Below are 18,660 nucleotides of genomic sequence, written 5' to 3'. Positions count from 1 at the left end.
AGCATAAGCTTGGTTTCTGCAGCGCTCTGTCCCTTCGCCGGGTCCGGAGCAGCGCGAAACCAAGGTTCTTGCCCGCGTCCACTATGCGATTCTGAAACAGCAAGCACCGTGTGTGTTTGACAGTTTCACAGTGTTACGGCGGTTATGGCGAAGGGGAAACACCCGGTTACATTCCGAACCCGGAAGTTAAGCTCTTCAGCGCCGATGGTACTGCACCGGGGACGGTGTGGGAGAGTAGGTCGCCGCCGGACAATCTTTATAGGAAAGGCCACCCTTCGGGGTGGCCTTTTCTGTTTTCCAGACCCTTTCTGCTCCCCTGCCCTGCTCCCTAGAAGGCCCTCCGACAAGGCTCTCCGACGAAGAACGCCCTGACTCCCGTGGGAGTCAGGGCGCTGCCGGAGCGGTGGGGACCGAGGATCAGGGCGTGATGAACAGACCGTCGCCCACGGTCCGCTCGCTGCCGTCGGAGGGCCGGTTGATCACCTTGTGGCCGACGACCATCGCGGTCGAGCCGCCGCCATCGAAGTTGATGGCCTGCTTGGCGCCCAGCCAGCGCATCAGCTGAGCCGCCTCCACCATGGAGGCTCCCACGGTGACGCCCGGGTTGCGGCCGTCCACCGTCGCCAGGATCAGGCCCCCGGACTTCGTGACGCCGACCATCGTGCGCGGGTGGCGGCGGAGCATCATGACAACCGATGCGTGCCCGTCGGCCTTGGCGCTGATCCGCACCCGGCCGTTCCTGACGAGCCCGACACCGCCGCCCATGATGTACGTCTCGGGGGTGAGCGGCACGGCCCGGTCCGTCCGCAGGTCGATGACCTTGGTGTCCAGCTTCATGACGGAGGTCTCCTGGGCGTGGTCCAGGAGCCAGGTCGCCATGACACCGGTGCCGTGCAGCACGTAGGTGCCGCGTGAGACGACGCCGCCGGCCGCGCGGGCCTTGACGATCCTCCCCTGGGCGTCGACCACGATCTCGGCCCCGCCGTCGGCTGCCGTCTTGGTGCCGAACTCCTCGGTGTAGAGCACGAGTTCGTCCGCTCCGGCGGCCCGGTTGACGCCCTTGATCTCGGTCTTCGCCCCGTCAGCGGGGATCGCGGTGATCACCGTCTTCAGTTCGGTGATCCGGACCTTGCGACCGCTGATGACCAGGCCGCTGCGGCCGGGCACCGCCTCGCTGAGAAGCCTGCCGCCCACCACCGAGATGCCCATCGGGTCGCCCTGGAGTGCCTTGGGCGTGTGGATGTTGAAGAAACCGCCGTTGACGCCGGCGATGGCCTTGGTCAGCTTGGACATCGAAGTGGTGGTCTCGCGCTTGGCGACGCTGGTCCCGACGCTGCTCTTGAAGGACCCCCGGAAGACCCGCGGGTCCACCATCACCACGCGCATGTCCCAGGGGCCGGTGGTCTCCAGGCCGTCGTCACCGAGGTAGTCGGTCTTGGCCCGGATGTCGAACTCCTTGAGCTCCTTGACCACCTTGTCGGCCTTGGCGCGCTCCTTGAACGTCCACAGGCCGACGCGGACGAGGTATCGCTCCACGGCCGGGGCGTCCGCGGCGGCGGGCTGCACGATCTTCTGCACGCTGGGGGTGAATCCCGCCGCCGTGACCTCCTCCGCCTTAGCCTGGGCGGTGGTCAGCTTGCCGTCGTCGTGCCCGTTGGGCATCAGCACCGTCACGGTCCACCCCTGGGTGGACGTGCCGTACATCACGCTGAAAAGGTCGACTCCGGGGGCCACACTACGCTGGTTCTTGATCGGTGCCCCGCTCTGGCCGAGCGGGAACGCCGAGGTGGGAAAGGTCGCGTTCGCCCGATCGGCCTGTGCGGGAATCGCCGTGATGGTAAGCGCTATGGCTGAAAGCCCGACGATGATACGTCGCGACATGTATGTCTCTCTCTCCCCGTTGGTGACCATACTTCGGTGCACCATCGTGCCGAGATCTTCCTGCCGAGGGGAGCGAAACACGCCAAACATCCCAAGAAAGTGTTGTCGCCCGGACGCCGTCATATGCGGAACGACGGAATTCGAGTAGCCCGGAACTGCCTCCATCGGGTCAACCGCGCTGGTCAATACGGGTTAGTCGGCCTCGTTTCCCTGCGGTGCCGGCCAGGCGGCGCTACGGTTCAGTAGGCCGCATTCCCTCAGTTCAAGCGGCACATCTTTCCGAGAGGCAGCCGTCATGGGGCTGAACATTCTCATTGTGATCATCGCAAGCGTGGTGCTCGGGTTCATCCTTGGCGTGATCATGGTGCGACCGCGCCGCTGGGATCTCTACGTCTGCGCGGACGACACCGCTCACGTCGACCTCCCGTCCGATCGAGACGGGTAGGCGGGCGCACCAAGACGGGCGCAAGCCGTACGGAATCTGGGTCCGTACGGCTTGCGCCGCACTTCCCGTCAGGACATGCAGTGATACACCTTGCGCAGGGTCTCGTGGACGATCCAGGTGGTCCTGGTGCCCTCGGCGAGCAGGCAGACCGATCCCGGGACGAGTTCGACGGTGGCGCCGCCGTCGACCTCCACGGTGGCCCGGCCGGACAGGACCACGAAGATCTCGTCGCACTCGACGTCGATCACCGTGCCCGGCGTGATCTCCCAGATGCCCCGGGTCTGCGAGCCGTCGGGGGAGGACCAGAGCTCGGCCGAGGAGATCTGCGGTGAGCCGGCGAGGATCTGGGCGGGGTCCAGCTCGTCGGGTGACAGCCGTACCTCGCCGGTGGGGACGGCGAAGATCCCGGCGGCGGCGACCATGCGGGCCAGGTCGGCGGTCTCGGGGACGAGGATGTCGGGCATGGGGACCTTTCAGGTGCGGGGGTTGTCTCTCCGGAAGGACTCCAGCGCCAGGAGGGCGACGTGGAGGGAGAGGCAGGACTCGACATCGTCCAGGTCGGTGTCGAGGATGCGTTCCAGCCTGCGGAGCCGGTCGTAGAAGGCCGGCCGCGACAGGTGGGCCTTCTGGGCGGCCACCGCCTTGTTGCGGCCGGAGTCCAGGTAGATCCGGAGGATCCTGGCCAGGTCGCCGCCGCGCTGGGCGTCGTGAGCCAGCAGGGGGCCGAGCTCGCGTTCGGCGAAGGTCTGCAGGCGGGCGTCGTCTCTCAACAGGTGGAGCAGGCCGCGCAGGCGTAGGTCGGGAAGGCGGTAGAAGGCCCGGCCGTCGGGCTGCCTGACCGCCACGTCCGCGACCTGTTCGGCCTCCAGGAAGCTCCGCCGTACGTCACGCAGGGATTCGACCACCGATCCGGCGGCGAGGACGAACGGGGCGGCGAAGGCCCCCCGCAGGCGGTCGGCGAGCGCGGTCAGCGCGGGTTCGGCGAAGGTGCGCGGGGGCAGCGGCAGCAGGACGCCGACGCGGTTCTGGTCCAGGGCGCCGACCAGGGCGGGGAGGCGGGCGTCACGGCAGGCGGCGGCGGCCGCGTCGGCCAGCTCGCCGAGTCTGGCGAGCTGCTCCTGGCTGTCCAGCGGGTTCTCCGACTGCTCGGCCACGCGGAGCACCACGCTGATGAGCTTGCGGCCGGTCAGCGGCACCCCGACCGCCCGGGCGCGGGCCGCGGCCTCCTCGGGGTCGGCGTAGGCGTGGGTCAGGATGCCGGTGATGATCGTGCCGTGGGCCTGGCGTTCCAGCGACTCCTGGTGACGCTCCAGCAGGCGGCCGAGGGCAAGGGTGGTCGCGGCGCGTTCGGCGAGCACGATGTCGCGTGGGCCGGGCTCGCCGTCGCAGAGCAGGATCAGCCTGCCCCAGTCCTGGCCTCGCGCGCCGACCATGGTGACCAGCCAGCCGGAGGCCGAGTCGTAGGCGGTCCGCTCCTCCGGCGCCACGGCCCGGGAGCGGGTCTCCCAGCTCGCCAGCAGCGTCCCGGTGTCGCGGCCGGCCGTCTCGCAGGCCAGCACCTGGTGGGCGAGGTTCTCCAGCAGCACCGGCCGCCCCGACAGTCGCGCGACCTGGCTGAGCACCTCGGCGGGGGAGGCGCCCTCGACCGACAGTTCGGTGAAGACCTCGTGGAGTTGCTCGGAGGCGCGCAGCTCCTCCAGCTGGATGTCGATGATCCTGGCGTGCACCGACTCGGTGATCTGCACGAAGGGGGTCTCGCGGGCCAGCGTGATCAGTGGGAGGCCGTGTTCCTCGGCGGCGTTGATCACGCACCGGGGCAGTTCCCTGATGAACTTGCGGCCCAGCTCCACGATCAGCCCGGACGCGCCCACGGCGGCCAGCGCCGCGACGTAGTCGGCCAGCTTCTCGGGGGCGTCGGGGAGCGCGATGCCGGTGGTGAGCACCAGCTCGCCACCGCGCAGCAGGTGGGCGATGTCGGTGACCTCGCCTACGTGGACCCAGCGCACCCTGGTGTCCAGCCGGTCGGCTCCCGCGACGATCCGGGGGTTGCCTCGGCGGACGGTGTCCAGGGCGAGGACGTCGGCGATGGTAGGGAGCACATACTGAGAGTATCCGATCAGACTGTAAGTGTGAACGGTGGTCGCCTTACACCTTGTCCTGTCGACCCGGCGTCTGCTGTCTTTGTTGGCGGCGATTTTCCCTTTCTGTTCCTGGTTAACACCATCAAAATGGGTATGGCGGTGTTGAGATAAAGGGAGAGAGGAGGGGATGAGGATGCCCCGTCCGGTTACCAAGGGTCTGGTCCTCGCGGCCGTCTCAGCGATCTGTTTCGGCTTCTCCGGACCTCTGGCCAAGTCGCTCATCGACGCGGGACTGTCGCCTCTGCAGGCGGTGTGGACGAGACTCGCCGGGGCGGCGATCGTGCTGCTCGTCGCCACCGCTCTGGTCAGGCCGTCCGTCCTCGTCGTTCCCCGGCACCGGCTGCGTTTCGTCGCCGCCTACAGCCTGGTCGGCTTCGCCGCGGTGCAGGCCTTCTACTACGGGACGATCGCCCGGCTGCCGGTGGGGGTGGCGGTGCTGCTGGAGTACGCCTCGCCGGTCCTGGTCCTGGCCTGGGTGCGGCTGGTACGGCGGGCACGGTTGCCGCGCGCCGCCGCGGTCGGCGCCGTCCTGGCGGTCGGCGGGCTCGCCTGCGTCGTCGAGGTGTGGCGGGGCGTCCGTCTCGACGGGCTCGGTCTCGTGCTGGGTCTGGGGACGGCCGTCTGCGCCGCCGTGTACTTCCTGCTCAGCCAGGACGCGGGCCGTGACGTCCACCCGCTCGGCGCGCTCACCTGGGGGCTGACCGGCGCGGCCGTCGTGCTCACGCCCCTGGCCGCGCCCTGGCGTCTGCCCTGGCACCTGTTCGCCGCCGACCTCGCGCTGGGCGGCCGGACGCTGCCGGCTCCCGCGGCGATCGGCTGGCTGGTCGTGGTCGGGACCGTGGTCGCCTATGCCAGCGGCATCGCGGCGGTGCGGGTCCTGACCGCCGCCGTCGGAGCGACGGTCGCCTCACTTGAGGTGCTCGCCAGCGTGGTCATCGCATGGGCGCTGCTGGGCGAGGCCCTCGGCGCCCCCCAGATGCTCGGCGGCGCCCTGGTGCTGGCGGGTGCGCTCCTCGCCCAGAAGGCCGTGGCCGGGGCCCGCTCCCGCCCGGTCTCCGTTTCCCGCGTGGAATCCACCGAGGCCGTGCACGCCTCGCGCTGAACTCCGCCGGGGCCGTTCCCGCTCCGCTCCGCACTCCGTCGGGGCCGTTCCCGCTTCGCTTCGCACTCCGCCGGGGCCGTTCCCGTCTCGCGCTGGACTCCGCGGAGCCCGTTCTCGCCCCGCGCTGGACTCCGCCGGGGCCGTTCCCGCCTCGCTCCGGACCATCCCGCATCGGTGCAGGTCATGTCCCGCCTCCGGTGACTTAGGATTACTTGACCTTTTCATGGCCGAGAGGCGCGGGTGAAAATGATTGAGACTTCTGGCACGGCAGGGCGTGGTGCCGCGGCGACCGCATCCGGTGTGGAGGAACTGGATCTCCGCCAGCTTCTTGCCGGACTCACGGCCGTGCGCGACGGCGACTTCGGCACGCGCCTGCCCGACGACGGCGACGGGCTGCTCAAGGAGATCGCCACCGTGTTCAACGGCATGGTGGACCAGCTCTCCCTGTTCACCTCCGAGGTGACGCGGGTGGCCCGTGAGGTGGGCACCGAGGGGCAGCTGGGCGGTCAGGCGGACGTGCCCGGCGTCTCCGGCACGTGGAAGGACCTGACGGACTCGGTCAACGCCATGGCGGGCAACCTCACCGACCAGGTCCGCGACATCGCCCAGGTCGCGACCGCGGTGGCGACCGGCGACCTGTCGCAGAAGATCACCGTGGACGTCCGCGGTGAGATCCTGGAGCTGAAGAACACCCTCAACACGATGGTGGACCAGCTGTCGTCCTTCGCCGACGAGGTGACGCGGGTGGCCCGTGAGGTGGGCACCGACGGCCGACTGGGCGGTCAGGCCGAGGTGACCGGGGTCGCCGGCACCTGGCGCGACCTGACCGACTCGGTGAACTTCATGGCGGGCAACCTCACCGACCAGGTCCGCAGTATCGCGCAGGTCACCACGGCGGTCGCCAAGGGCGACCTGTCGCAGAAGATCACCGTGGACGCCCGGGGTGAAATCCTGGAGCTGAAGAACACCATCAACACGATGGTGGACCAGCTGTCGTCCTTCGCCGACGAGGTGACGCGGGTGGCCCGTGAGGTGGGCACCGACGGCCGGCTGGGCGGCCAGGCCGACGTCAAGGGCGTCTCGGGCACCTGGCGCGACCTGACCGACTCGGTCAACTACATGGCGGGCAATCTCACCGACCAGGTGCGGAACATCTCGCAGGTGGCCACGGCGGTCGCCCGCGGCGACCTGTCGCAGAAGATCACCGTCTCGGCCCGGGGTGAGATCCTGGAGCTGAAGAACACCCTCAACACGATGGTGGACCAGCTGTCGTCCTTCGCCGACGAGGTGACGCGGGTGGCCCGTGAGGTGGGCACCGACGGCCGGCTGGGCGGCCAGGCCGACGTCAAGGGCGTCTCGGGCACCTGGAAGGCGCTCACCGAGTCGGTGAACGTGATGGCCGACAACCTCACGGCGCAGGTCCGCAGCATCGCGCAGGTCACCACGGCGGTCGCCAAGGGCGACCTGTCGCAGAAGATCAGGGTGGACGCGCGCGGGGAGATCATGGAGCTGAAGGAGACCATCAACACGATGGTCGACCAGCTCTCGGCCTTCGCCGACGAGGTCACCCGGGTCGCCCGCGAGGTCGGCACCGAGGGCAACCTCGGCGGCCAGGCCACCGTCCGCGGGGTGTCCGGCACGTGGAAGGACCTCACCGACAACGTCAACTCGATGGCCAACAACCTGACCAGCCAGGTGCGCTCCATCGCGCAGGTCACCACGGCGGTCGCCAAGGGCGACCTGTCGCAGAAGATCACTGTCGAGGCCAAGGGCGAGGTCGCCGCGCTCGCGCAGACCATCAACACCATGGTCGACACGCTGAGCGCGTTCGCCGACGAGGTCACCCGGGTCGCCCGCGAGGTCGGCACCGAGGGCGAGCTGGGCGGTCAGGCCCGCGTGCCCAACGTGGCCGGCACGTGGAAGGACCTCACCGACAACGTCAACTCGATGGCCAACAACCTGACCAACCAGGTCCGCAACATCGCGCAGGTCACCACGGCGGTCGCCCAGGGCGACCTGACCAAGAAGATCGACGTGGACGCCCGGGGCGAGATCCTGGAGCTGAAGACCACCATCAACACGATGGTCGACCAGCTGTCGTCCTTCGCCGCCGAGGTCACCCGGGTGGCCCGCGAGGTGGGCAGCGAGGGGCGGCTGGGCGGCCAGGCCGAGGTCGAGGGGGTCTCCGGGACCTGGAAGCGGCTGACGGAGAACGTCAACGAGCTGGCCGGCAACCTGACGCGCCAGGTGCGTGCGATCGCCGAGGTGACCAGCGCCGTGACCTCGGGGGACCTCACCCGGTCGATCACCGTCGACGCCTCCGGCGAGGTGGCCGAGCTCAAGGACAACATCAACTCCATGGTGCAGTCCCTGCGTGAGACCACCCTGGCCAACCAGGAGCAGGACTGGCTCAAGTCCAACCTGGCCCGCATCTCCGGTCTGATGCAGGGGCACCGAGACCTCGCCGTCGTGGCCGAGCTGGTGATGAACGAGCTGGCCCCGCTGGTCTCGGCCCAGTACGGAACGTTCCTGCTCGCGGAGGAGACCTCGGACGGCGCGGAGCTGCGGGTGGTCGGCGGTTACGGTCACCGGGAGACCGGTCGTTGCTACGGGTTCGGCGACTCGCTCGTGGGACAGGCCGCGCTGGCCAAGCGTCCCATCCTGGTCGAGGACATCGCCACCGGATACCTCACCATCTCCTCCAGCCTGGGGGCGGCTGGTCCGGTCAATCTCATCGTGCTGCCGATCATCGTCGAGGACCAGGTGCTCGGCGTGATCGAGCTGGCCAGCCTCAACCGCTTCACCCAGGTGCACCGGGCATTCCTGGAGCAGCTGGTGGAGACCATCGGCGTCAACGTCAACACGATCGTCGCCAACGCCCGGACCGACTCCCTCCTCACGGAGTCGCAGCGGCTCGCGATCGAGCTGCAGGTCGGTCAGGAGGAGCTGCAGCGCTCCAACGCCGAGCTCGAGGAGAAGGCGGAGCTGCTGGCCCGGCAGAACCGCGACATCGAGACGAAGAACAGCGAGATCGAGCAGGCGCGGCAGGAGCTGGAGGACCGGGCCAAGCAGCTCGCGCTGGCCTCCAAGTACAAGAGCGAGTTCCTGGCCAACATGAGCCACGAGCTGCGCACCCCGCTCAACTCGCTGCTGATCCTCGCCCAGCTGCTGGCCCAGAACCCGGCCCGCAACCTCACCGCCAAGCAGGTGGAGTACGCCAACGTCATCCACTCGGCCGGCACCGACCTGCTCCAGCTGATCAACGACATCCTCGATCTGTCCAAGATCGAGGCGGGCAAGATGAACATCAGCCTTGAGTCCCTGCCCCTGCGGCAGCTCCTCGACTACGTCGAGGCGACCTTCCGCCCGTTGACCACGGAGAAGGGGCTGCGGTTCGACGTCACCGTGGCCCCCGACGTCCCCGGCGAACTGCTCATGGACGAGCAGCGGCTACGCCAGGTGCTGCGGAACCTGCTGTCCAACGCGGTGAAGTTCACCGAGACGGGTTCGGTCCAGCTCCGCATCGAGCGGGTCGGGAGGATGGACCTGCTGGGGGTCCCCGGGCAGGAGACCCTCGCCTTCCACGTCGTGGACACCGGCATCGGCATCGCCAAGGAGAACCTCTCCCAGATCTTCGACGCCTTCCAGCAGGCCGACGGCACCACCAGCCGCAAGTACGGCGGCACCGGGCTGGGCCTGTCCATCAGCCGGGAGATAGCCGCGCTGTTCAACGGCGAGATCCGGGCGGTCAGCGCCCTGGGCGAGGGCAGCACCTTCAGCCTCTGCCTGCCGATCGCGGACGTCACCCCGAGCGCCGCGGTCACGGCGGCCGCCGGCTCCGCGGCCGTCGGATCCGCCGTGCCGGCCTCCGCGCGGCCGGCCGGCACGGCGGCCGAGCGGGCCGGCAGGGAGGGCCGCCGCCTGCTCGTCGTGGAGTCGCGGCCCAACGGGCTGCTCTCCCAGCTCGCCGAGAGCGTCGTCGCCGACCTCACCGGGACGCACGGGCCGGTCTGGGTCTCCACCGCCAACGATCCGGTGACCGCTTTGGAGAGCCTGAAGAGGGACGACTACCACTGTGTCGTGCTCGATCTGGGCATGGGGCACGACGGGGCGGCGGAGTTCCTCCGCGGGTTCGACGACGATCCGGTCCTGCGCGAGCTCCCCGTTCTCGCCCATCACACCCGTACGCTCACCCGGCCGCAGGAGAACCTGCTCAAGGGCCGCTCCAACACCCAGCCCCTGGAGCTCCTGCCCAGCCTCGACGAGCTGCGCGAACGCATCACCCTGCACCTTTCGGCCCAGGAGCCCGGCCACGTGCTGCCGCTGGTCCAGCCCAGTCCCGACGAACGGCCGCAGGCGCTGAACGAGGCCGACACCATACTGGTGAACCGCAAGGTCCTGGTCGTCGACGACGACGTCCGCAACGTGTTCGCGCTGACCAACATCCTCGAACTCCACGGCATGCAGGTGCTCTACGCGGAGAACGGCCGCAAGGGCATCGAGGTGCTGTCGCGCAACGAGGACGTCGACCTGGTCCTGATGGACATCATGATGCCGGAGATGGACGGCTACGCCGCCACCGCCGCCATCCGCAAGATGCCGCGCTTCGCCGACCTGCCGATCATCGCGGTGACCGCCAAGGCCATGCAGGGCGACCGGGACAAGACCCTGGCCGCGGGGGCCAGTGACTACGTCACCAAACCGGTCGACGCGCAGGAGCTGCTCTCCCGCATCCAGCAGTGGATGGGACTGTGAACGGACCCCGCCGCACGTGAACGGGCGCCCGGCGGCGGTCCCGCCGTCCCGCCGGGCGGCCCCGGGCATCCGTCCCGCCGGGCGCGGGGAAGGACACCCCGGGCCCGTGGGTCACAATGCTCGGCGGGGGTGGTGGTGATGCGACGCGGTGTCGTGGCGACGCTGGTCTCGGCGTCGGCGTTCGGGCTCATGCCCGTCTTCGCGTTCTACGCGTACGGCACGGGGATGTCGGTGACGACGCTCCTGCTGCTGCGGTTCGCGATCGCGGCGGCGGTGTTCCTCGGCTGGCTGGGGCTGCGTGGCAGGCTCGGCCGGCTGACGGGGCGGCAGTGGGCGACCCTCGCGCTGCTGGGCGGCGGCATGTACGCGGCCCAGTCGCTGCTGTACTTCACGGCGGTCCAGCGCATCGCGCCGGCCCTCGCGGTGCTGCTGCTGTACCTGTATCCGGGGCTGGTCTCGGTCCTGTCGGCGGTGGTGGAACGGACACGCGTGAGCTGGAGCGTCGTCGGGCCGATCCTGGTGTCGCTGGCCGGGCTGACGCTGGTGGTGGGCCGGCTCGACGCGGGCCTCGACCTTCTCGGCGTGCTCGCGGCGGTCGGGGCCGCCGTGACCTACGCCTTCTACATCGTCCTGGGCAGCAGGGTGTCCGCCTCGCTGTCTCCCGCGGTCACCACGGCCTATCTGACGATGTTCGCCACGGGGTCGTTCGCGCTCCTCGGGCTGGCGCTCGGCGGGCTGGACCTCGGTTTCGCGCCGGCGGGCTGGGTCTGGGCGGCGGCTGTGGCGATCGTGTCGACCGTGCTTGCGATCGCGCTGTTCTTCGCCGGGGCGACGACGCTCGGCCCGGTCCGCGCGTCGATCCTCAGCATGCTGGAGCCCGTCGTGGCGGTGCTCGCCGCGTGGCTGCTGCTGGGCGGGACCCTGTCGTGGCCGCAGCTCGCGGGCGGTGCGGTCGTGCTGGCCGGTGCGGTCTGGGGCATCCTGGCGACTCCCGTCCGTGGCGATGCCTCGCCGGAGGACCCGGCGGGGGAGGAGACCACGGCCGTGTCGGCGTCCTCGTAGGGGGCCGTCCGTGAGAGGCCGCCGTTTCAGGCTTTGGAGCTTCCGGCCTCATGGGGGGTCGCCGTTCCGGGCCTCGTGGCCCCGGGCTCCATGGAGGCCTGCCTCAGGCGTTCCTGCAGGCCGTCGAGGATGCAGGTCAGGCCGAAGTCGAAGTTGAGCTCGCGGCTGGTGCCCGGGTCCATGCCGGCGTACTCCGCGTAGCGTGCCGCCAGCTCGGGATGGTCGACGGCGGCCCTGTCCACCGCGGACTTCATTCCGGCCATCAGCCCTTCGTCGCTCAGCTCGGCGCCGGCCATGGCGGCGCGCCAGGCGATCTCGGGCGTGGTCACGCCCAGCACGTAGGACATCAGCGTGGACGAGGCGTAGTCCAGTGCCATGCCCTCGAACCCCGCCAGCGAGAACGTCCTCAGCAGCCGGGCCGATATCTCCATCGCGTTGGGGCCCAGGGACGGCCTGGTGCCGACCAGCGCGACCGACCAGGGGTGTTCGAAGAGCGCCGTACGCAGGCCGTAGGCGAACATCGAGGCCGCGTCCCGCCAGCCGACCACGCTGGGGTCGGGCAGGGCGACCTTGCCGAAGACCTCGTCCATGACCAGTTCGAGCAGCTCGTCCTTGTTGGCCACGTGCCAGTAGATGCTGGTCGCGCCGGAACCGAGCCTGGCGCCCAGGCGGCGCATGCTCAGCGCGTCGAGGCCTTCGGCGTCGAGCAGCTCCATGGCCGCGCGCACGATCTGGTCACGGCTGAGTGCCGTGCTCTTGGCGGGGCGGTTCTCGCGGGTCCAGACCGAGCTGAAGTGCTGTTTCACTCCATAAGCATAAATCCATTCGCACACTGTTCGAGTCTGTCGTACGCTGTGCGAGTGACATCGAACACTGTACGGGCCGAGCCCGACCCCCGGCGTTGGTGGATCCTGGGCGTGCTCTGCCTGAGCCTGCTGGTCCTCGTGGTGGACAACACCGTGCTGAACCTGGCCATCCCGGCCTTGATGACGGACCTGGGCGCCAGCCCCTCCGACATCCAGTGGATCATCGACGCCTACATCCTGGTCTTCGCCGGTCTGCTGCTCACCTCGGGCAGCCTGTCCGACCGTTACGGGCGCAAGCGTTTCCTGATCATCGGCCTCGTCCTCTTCGGCGGGGCCTCGCTCGTCGCGCTGCTGGTCACCGAGCCCTGGCAGCTCATCGCCGCACGCGCGCTGATGGGCGTCGGCGGCTCCATCCTGATGCCGAGCACCCTGTCGATCCTGATCACCGTCTTCGACGATAACGAGCGCCGCAAGGCCATCGCCGCCTGGAGCGCGGTGGCCATGGTCGGTGTGATCGCCGGCCCCACGCTGGGCGGCTTCCTGCTGGAGCACTACTGGTGGGGCTCGATCTTCCTGCTCAACGTGCCGATCACACTCGTCGCCATCCTCGCGGCGGTGCTGCTGATGCCCGAGACGCGCGGTCCGGCCCGCCGGCTCGATCCGGTCGGCGTGCTGCTGTCCACCGTCGGCATGAGCGCCCTGGTCTTCGTGGTCATCTCGGCGCCGGGTAAGGGCTGGACCTCACCCCAGGTGCTGGTGGCCGCCGTGCTGGCCGTCCTGGCGCTGGGCGGGTTCGTGCTGTGGGAGCGGCGGGCCGAGCAGCCGATGCTGCCGCTCCAACTGTTCCGCGACCGCAACTTCAGCGGCTCGTCGTTCTCGATCGTGCTGATGTCGTTCGGCACCGGTGCGCTGCTGCTGATGCTCACCCAGTATCTGCAGTTCGTGCTGGGCTACGGTCCCATGCAGGCCGGTCTCGCGCTGCTGCCGTACGCCGTGGCCGCCGCGATCTTCAACGGCGTCGGCGCGGGTCTCGGGCAGAAGGTCAGCAACCGCACGCTGGTGGCGCTGGGGCTGGGCGTGATGGCCCTCGGCTTCGGCGTGCTCGCCTTCATGACCGCCGACACCGGGTACGGCGTGATGATCTCCGGTCTGATGCTCATGGGCGTCGGCGGCGGTCTCGCGGGTCCCGCGGCCTACGCGACCCTGATGGGCGCGGTGCCGTCCGAGCACGCCGGCGTGGGATCGGCGCTCAACGACACCGTCCAGCAGGTGGGGATGGCGCTCAGCGTGGCCGTGCTCGGCAGCGTGCTGGCCGGGGTCTACACCTCGTCGATGCCCGTCGGGGCCCCGGCCGTCGCGAGGGACTCGATCGGCGGCGCGATCCTGCTCGGCGACCCGGGACTGATCCGGACCGCCCGGGACGCGTTCATCTCGGCCATGTCGTTCGGCTCCTGGGTGGGCGTCGGCTTCACCCTCGCGGCCGCCGCTCTGGCGTTCGCGGTGCTGCGCCCGGCCCCCGCGGCCCCGGCCCCGGAGCCGGGCCTGGTGGAGACGGGGAGCTGAGAGGTTCGCCAGGCTGCCGAGCTCGTACGTCCACACGTCGGTGGCCGATCCCACGGAGCGGGCCGGCCACCGACGCCTATGGGGAATGCCCGGCGGAAAGGCTCGCAAAAATTCATGTATTTCAGATTGCTTTAGTGGGAAATCTGGGCGACGATGAATCCGCGAGCCGCTGACCGCTGAAGCCCGGGCGGGGAACCTGGGGGGTGCTCCGCCCGATGCCCTGTACGGCTTGCGCCGCCCGTCGCAGGGCGCAAGCCGTACAGGGCCCTCCGGTCCGTGAAGGCGGCCGGTGAAGGCAGCCCGGGAAGGCAGCCCGGGAAGGAGGCCCGGACGGCCGCGCCGGCGGTGCCGCGCGGATCCGGGAAGGCGGGGAGGGCTGGGGAGGCGGCCTGGGCGTCGCCGACGGGCCGTGCGGGTCCGAAGATTACAGTGTGACGGCTTTAGCGACTATCTCCCGACACGTTGACGGTAGGAGTGGTCGTCCCGAGCGGCGATACTCGATACATGTCGGACCTTCTTGCCCGCCACCGGGCGGTAATGCCCAACTGGCTGGCCCTCTATTACAACGAGCCCATCGAGATCGTCGGCGGCAAGGGCAACCGGGTCGTCGACGCGTCGGGGAAGAGCTATCTGGACTTTTTCGCGGGCATCCTGACCAACATGATCGGGTACGACGTGCCCGAGGTGCGCGAGGCCGTCGAGCGTCAGCTCGCCACCGGGGTCGTCCACACCTCCACGGTCTACCTGCTCCGCGGCCAGGTCGAGCTCGCCGAGAAGATCGCCAAGCTGTCCGGGATCAAGGACGCGAAGGTCTTCTTCACCAACTCCGGCACCGAGGCCAACGAGACCGCGCTGCTGCTGGCGACCTACGCGCGCAAGTCCGACCAGGTGTTCGCCATGCGGCAGAGCTACCACGGCCGCTCCTTCGGCACGGTCGGCGTGACCGGCAACCGCGCCTGGAAGAACAACTCGCTGTCGCCGCTGAATGTGCACTTCCTGCACGGCGCCGACCGTCACCTCACCCAGTTCCGCGGGCTGTCGGACGCCGACTACATCAAGGTCTGCGTCGACGACCTGCGCCACGTGCTCGCCACATCCGTCGGCGGTGACGTGGCCGCGCTGATCGCCGAGCCGATCCAGGGCGTGGGCGGGTTCACCATGGCCCCCGACGGGCTGTTCGCCGCCTACAAGGAGGTCCTGGACGAGCAGGGCATCCTGTTCGTCTCCGACGAGGTGCAGACCGGCTGGGGCCGTACCGGCTCGGCGTTCTTCGGTATCCAGAACCACGGCGTCACGCCGGACATGATGACCTTCGCCAAGGGGCTGGGCAACGGCTTCGCGGTCGGCGGCGTCGTGGCCCGCGGCGACCTGATGGACAACCTGCACGCTGTCGGCCTCGCGACCTTCGGCGGCAACCCGATCTCGATGGCCGCCGCCAACGCGACGCTGGACTACGTCCTCGACCACGACCTGCAGGCGAACGCCGCCCGGACCGGCGCCCTGATCATCGACGGGCTCCGCGAGGCCGCGCCGCGCCTGCCGATCGTCGGCGACGTCCGCGGGAAGGGCCTGATGTTCGCCGTCGAGCTCGTCGACCCGGCGACCGGCGAGCCCTCCCCGGCGCTCGCGGCCCGGTTCATGGAGGAGACCAAGAAGGCAGGTCTGCTCGCGGGCAAGGGCGGCCTGTACGGCAACGTGCTCCGCATGGCCCCGCCGCTCACCCTGACGCCGGACGAGGCCGCCGAGGGTCTCGGGATCATCGTCAACGCACTCGAAGTCATCAACGCTGAGGTGGTCCCGTCATGAAGAACGTCACCCATTGGATCAACGGCGCTCCCGCCGAGGGCGCCGGCCGCACGTCCGAGATCTTCAATCCGGCGACGGGTGAGGTGAGCGGGCATGTCCAGCTGGCGTCGGTGGCCGAGGTCGACGCGGCCGTGGCCGCCGCCGTGGCGGCCTTCCCGGCCTGGCGGGACGCCTCGCTGGTCAAGCGGGCGCGGGTGCTGTTCCGCTTCCGCGAGCTGATGTACGCCAACCAGGACGAGATCGCCCGGCTCATCTCCGCCGAGCACGGCAAGGTCCACTCCGACGCGCTGGGCGAGGTGGCCCGCGGCCTGGAGGTCGTGGAGTTCGCCTGCGGCATCCCCCACCTGCTCAAGGGCGGCTTCTCCGAGGGCGTCTCCACCCGGGTCGACTCCTTCTCGATCCGCCAGCCGCTGGGCGTCGTCGCCGGCATCACCCCGTTCAACTTCCCGGCCATGGTGCCGATGTGGATGTTCCCGATCGCGATCGCCGCGGGCAACGCCTTCATCCTCAAGCCGTCCGAGAAGGACCCGTCGGCCTCGCTGCTGATGGCCTCGCTCTGGAAGGAGGCCGGGCTGCCGGACGGCATCTTCAGCGTCGTCCAGGGCGACAAGGTGGCGGTGGACCGGCTGCTGGAGCACCCGGACGTGCGCGCCGTCTCCTTCGTCGGGTCCACGCCCATCGCCAAGTACGTCTACGAGACCGGCACCTCCCACGGCAAGCGGGTCCAGGCGCTGGGCGGCGCCAAGAACCACATGCTCGTGCTCCCCGACGCCGACCTCGACCTCGTCGCCGACGCCGCGGTGTCGGCGGGCTTCGGCTCGGCGGGGGAGCGCTGCATGGCGATCTCCGTCGTGCTGGCGGTGGACCCGGTCGGCGACGAGCTGGTCGACAAGATCGTCTCCCGCGTCTCCGAGCTGACCATCGGCCCCGGCGACGACCCCGCCTCCCAGATGGGCCCCCTGGTCACCGAGGTCCACCGTGACAAGGTCGCCTCCTACCTCGACCTGGGCGTCGCCGAGGGCGCCAAGCTCGTCGTGGACGGCCGCCAGACCCCGATCATGGGCGGCACCACGGCGGCCGAGACCCCGGGCTTCTGGCTCGGCCCCACGGTCCTCGACCACGTCCCGGCCGAATCCCGGGTCCACCGGGAGGAGATCTTCGGCCCGGTCCTGGCGATCGTGCGCGTGTCCTCCTACGAGGAGGGGGTGGAGCTGATCAACGGCGGTGAGTTCGGCAACGGCACCACGGTCTTCACCAACGACGGCGGCGCCGCCCGGCGCTTCCAGAACGAGGTGGAGGTCGGCATGATCGGCATCAACGTGCCGATCCCGGTGCCGATGGCCTTCTACAGCTTCGGCGGCTGGAAGGCCTCGCTGTTCGGCGACACCCACGTCCACGGGACCGAGGGCGTGCACTTCTACACCCGGGGCAAGGTCGTCACGTCGCGCTGGCTCGACCCGAGCCACGGCGGCGTCAACCTGGGGTTCCCGACCAACAGGTAGTCTCGGCGCGGCGGAGCCCGGGGAGCGACCTCGCTCCCCGGGCTCCGCCGTGTCATCGCAGGTCACCATGGTCGTATCGGGGGCGGGAAAGATCCGTGCGAGCTGCCGGCAGGGGAGCGGGCCGATAGGCTCCGGTCAGGTCGGCACCGGCATCGTGGGAGGACTTCGTGGCCAGGGACAGGCTCCGCCGTACGCGTCTCGGAGTGCTGGCGGGGGCGGGCGGGCTGGCACTAGCCGTCGCCGTCCCGGCGGGGATCGCGAGCGCCGCCCCGCCGGCGGGGAGCCCGTCGGCCCGGCTCCTCACCGCCGCCCCGCCGATGGCGAGTCCGTCGCCCCGGGTCCTCACCGCCGCCCCGCCGATGGTGAGCCCGTCATCCCCGGCCGTCGGCCGCCCGGCGGCGGCGGCCACGGTTCCCGCCGCCGCGGCGCCCACCCGGGGCGCCGGCGCCGGCACGAGCCCCAGCCCGAAGCCCCCGGCGTCCATCGGCAAGGGCGAGGGCACGCTCCGGGTGCTCACGTTCCAGGGCCACGTCGAGTACGGCGGGACCAGCTCCAGGGCCAACTGGGTCTCCTCCTTCGAGGAGGACACGGGGTGCCGGGTGGTGAAGCTCGACCGGGTCAGGACGGGCGAGGAGATGGCCGCCAAGCTCCTCGGCAACTCCTATGACGTCATCTCGCCCCCGCCGGACCTGGCCGGACTGCTGATCGCGGAGCGCAGGGTCGCGCCGGTCGAGACCGCGTTGATCGAGGCCTACAAGCACATCCCCAAGCGGCTGCGCGAGCTGCCCGCCCTGCGGCGGGACGGCAAGGTCTACGGCATCCCGTATCTCTGGGCGGTCAACCAGGTCATCTACGAGCTGGGCAGGCCGCAGGGGCCGGAGGCCCTCTACACGACCTCCCCCGTGGCGATCAGGGACAGCCCGCTGAGCATCGCCGACGCCGCGCTGGCCCTCGCGCGGACCGGCGCCGGGCCGGAGGTCAAGGACCCGTTCCAGCTCACCGCCGCCCAGCTCGACGCGGCTGTGAAGCTGCTCGCCGAGCGGGACGGTCCCGACCGGGTCTACTGGAAGGACTCCACCGATGTGATCCGGGCCCTCGCGGCGGGTTCGGTGCGGCTCGCCCAGGCCCTGCCGTACCACCGGGATCTCTTCCGGCGCGCGGGCCGGCCGATGAAGGCGCTGGACGGGGCACCGATGACCGGGTGGGTCGACTCGTGGATGCTCGCGGCCAAGCCCGCCAGCCCGAACTGCGCCTACAGGTGGCTGAACTGGACCAGCTCGGCGGAGGCGCAGCGCCCGGCCGCCGCCTGGACGGGGCTCGCCCCGGCCAACCCCGAGGCGTGCACGGGGCGTGCCCGGCGCATGTGCGAGGTCTACCGCGTCCGCGACGACGCCTGGCTCCGGCGCGTCCTCTTCGCCGCCCGCCCGACAAGGGATTGCGGCGGCCGGGGCGGGGAATGCACTGACTACAGCGACTGGGCACAACGCTGGAAGAACCTTGTGAAGTGAGCGGGGGTTCCGTGGTCCGAGCTTGACGCGAGCCGCGGGCGCGCCCGTCCCCCCGCTGGGCGTGACCCGCCAGGGGCGCTCCGGGCGCT

At 70.1% G+C, this 18,660-nt stretch carries 12 protein-coding genes and 1 rRNA gene; 9 read left to right on the top strand and 4 right to left on the bottom strand.

Annotated elements, in window-relative coordinates:
* Positions 1-134 precede the first annotated feature (134 nt).
* Positions 135-251 (top strand): 5S ribosomal RNA (gene rrf, locus CA984_RS07060).
* Positions 252-417: 166 nt separating this feature from the next.
* On the opposite strand, the gene CA984_RS07055 is transcribed toward rrf, so the two are convergent.
* Entirely contained in the window at positions 418-1,734 is a 1,317-nt protein-coding gene (locus tag CA984_RS07055) for a phosphodiester glycosidase family protein (RefSeq protein WP_242675793.1), read from the bottom strand.
* 463 nt (positions 1,735-2,197) lie between these two features.
* On the opposite strand from CA984_RS07055, the gene CA984_RS48595 reads away from it, so the two are divergent.
* Complete coding sequence (locus tag CA984_RS48595) at positions 2,198-2,326, top strand: hypothetical protein (RefSeq protein WP_278248990.1); 129 nt, start codon at positions 2,198-2,200, stop codon at positions 2,324-2,326.
* A 68-nt stretch (positions 2,327-2,394) separates the two neighbouring features.
* On the opposite strand, the gene CA984_RS07050 is transcribed toward CA984_RS48595, so the two are convergent.
* Both CA984_RS07050 and CA984_RS07045 read right to left on the bottom strand, forming a co-directional pair.
* The gene (locus CA984_RS07050; RefSeq protein ID WP_207620765.1) at positions 2,395-2,790 is read right to left on the bottom strand and encodes a cupin domain-containing protein; all 396 of its coding nucleotides are present in this window, start codon (positions 2,788-2,790) and stop codon (positions 2,395-2,397) included.
* 9 nt (positions 2,791-2,799) lie between these two features.
* Positions 2,800-4,425 carry a PucR family transcriptional regulator gene (locus CA984_RS07045; RefSeq protein WP_086569471.1) on the bottom strand — a complete coding sequence of 542 codons (1,626 nt, stop codon included), beginning with the start codon at positions 4,423-4,425 and terminating at the stop codon, positions 2,800-2,802.
* A 175-nt stretch (positions 4,426-4,600) separates the two neighbouring features.
* On the opposite strand from CA984_RS07045, the gene CA984_RS07040 reads away from it, so the two are divergent.
* The 3 genes from CA984_RS07040 (at position 4,601) to CA984_RS07030 (ending at position 11,386) form a co-directional block, all read left to right on the top strand.
* Positions 4,601-5,569: an EamA family transporter gene (locus CA984_RS07040; RefSeq protein ID WP_086569468.1), complete on the top strand. Its 969-nt coding sequence runs from the start codon at positions 4,601-4,603 to the stop codon at positions 5,567-5,569.
* 246 nt (positions 5,570-5,815) lie between these two features.
* Complete coding sequence (locus tag CA984_RS07035) at positions 5,816-10,324, top strand: HAMP domain-containing protein (RefSeq protein WP_086569466.1); 4,509 nt, start codon at positions 5,816-5,818, stop codon at positions 10,322-10,324.
* Positions 10,325-10,462: 138 nt separating this feature from the next.
* On the top strand, positions 10,463-11,386 hold the full coding sequence (locus CA984_RS07030) for a DMT family transporter (protein WP_133061570.1): 924 nt from the start codon (positions 10,463-10,465) through the stop codon (positions 11,384-11,386).
* 26 nt (positions 11,387-11,412) lie between these two features.
* Here CA984_RS07030 and CA984_RS07025 read toward each other — a convergent pair whose 3' ends face one another.
* Positions 11,413-12,192, bottom strand: a complete 780-nt coding sequence (locus CA984_RS07025) for a TetR/AcrR family transcriptional regulator C-terminal domain-containing protein (RefSeq protein ID WP_242675792.1) — start codon at positions 12,190-12,192, stop codon at positions 11,413-11,415.
* A 54-nt stretch (positions 12,193-12,246) separates the two neighbouring features.
* Here CA984_RS07025 and CA984_RS07020 point away from each other — a divergent pair, with 54 nt between their 5' ends.
* From CA984_RS07020 to CA984_RS07005, 4 genes are all read left to right on the top strand, one after another.
* Positions 12,247-13,755, top strand: coding sequence for an MFS transporter (locus CA984_RS07020; protein WP_086569460.1), 1,509 nt, complete (start codon positions 12,247-12,249; stop codon positions 13,753-13,755).
* Positions 13,756-14,259: 504 nt separating this feature from the next.
* Complete coding sequence (locus CA984_RS07015; RefSeq protein ID WP_086569458.1) at positions 14,260-15,561, top strand: aspartate aminotransferase family protein; 1,302 nt, start codon at positions 14,260-14,262, stop codon at positions 15,559-15,561.
* Positions 15,558-17,063 carry a CoA-acylating methylmalonate-semialdehyde dehydrogenase gene (locus CA984_RS07010; RefSeq protein WP_086569455.1) on the top strand — a complete coding sequence of 502 codons (1,506 nt, stop codon included), beginning with the start codon at positions 15,558-15,560 and terminating at the stop codon, positions 17,061-17,063. Before CA984_RS07015 ends, CA984_RS07010 begins: the two co-directional genes overlap by 4 nt.
* A gap of 167 nt (positions 17,064-17,230) precedes the next feature.
* Complete coding sequence (locus CA984_RS07005; RefSeq protein WP_133061569.1) at positions 17,231-18,571, top strand: type 2 periplasmic-binding domain-containing protein; 1,341 nt, start codon at positions 17,231-17,233, stop codon at positions 18,569-18,571.
* The last annotated feature ends 89 nt before the right edge of the window (positions 18,572-18,660 follow it).

This window comes from Streptosporangium minutum (genome assembly GCF_002149035.1).
GTDB classification, from domain to species: Bacteria; Actinomycetota; Actinomycetes; order Streptosporangiales; family Streptosporangiaceae; genus Streptosporangium; species Streptosporangium minutum.
The sequence above is the reverse complement of the archived record's forward strand: the minus strand, read 5'-3'. Positions and strand labels throughout refer to the sequence as shown.

What these genes read in the sequence shown, in the direction of transcription:
- CA984_RS07050 (WP_207620765.1), bottom strand. Translation starts at nt 2,790, where the DNA reads ATGCCCGACATCCTCGTCCCCGAGACCGCCGACCTGGCCCGCATGGTC.
- CA984_RS07040 (WP_086569468.1), top strand. Translation starts at nt 4,601, where the DNA reads ATGCCCCGTCCGGTTACCAAGGGTCTGGTCCTCGCGGCCGTCTCAGCG.
- CA984_RS07035 (WP_086569466.1), top strand. Translation starts at nt 5,816, where the DNA reads ATGATTGAGACTTCTGGCACGGCAGGGCGTGGTGCCGCGGCGACCGCA.
- CA984_RS07030 (WP_133061570.1), top strand. Translation starts at nt 10,463, where the DNA reads ATGCGACGCGGTGTCGTGGCGACGCTGGTCTCGGCGTCGGCGTTCGGG.
- CA984_RS07015 (WP_086569458.1), top strand. Translation starts at nt 14,260, where the DNA reads ATGTCGGACCTTCTTGCCCGCCACCGGGCGGTAATGCCCAACTGGCTG.
- CA984_RS07010 (WP_086569455.1), top strand. Translation starts at nt 15,558, where the DNA reads ATGAAGAACGTCACCCATTGGATCAACGGCGCTCCCGCCGAGGGCGCC.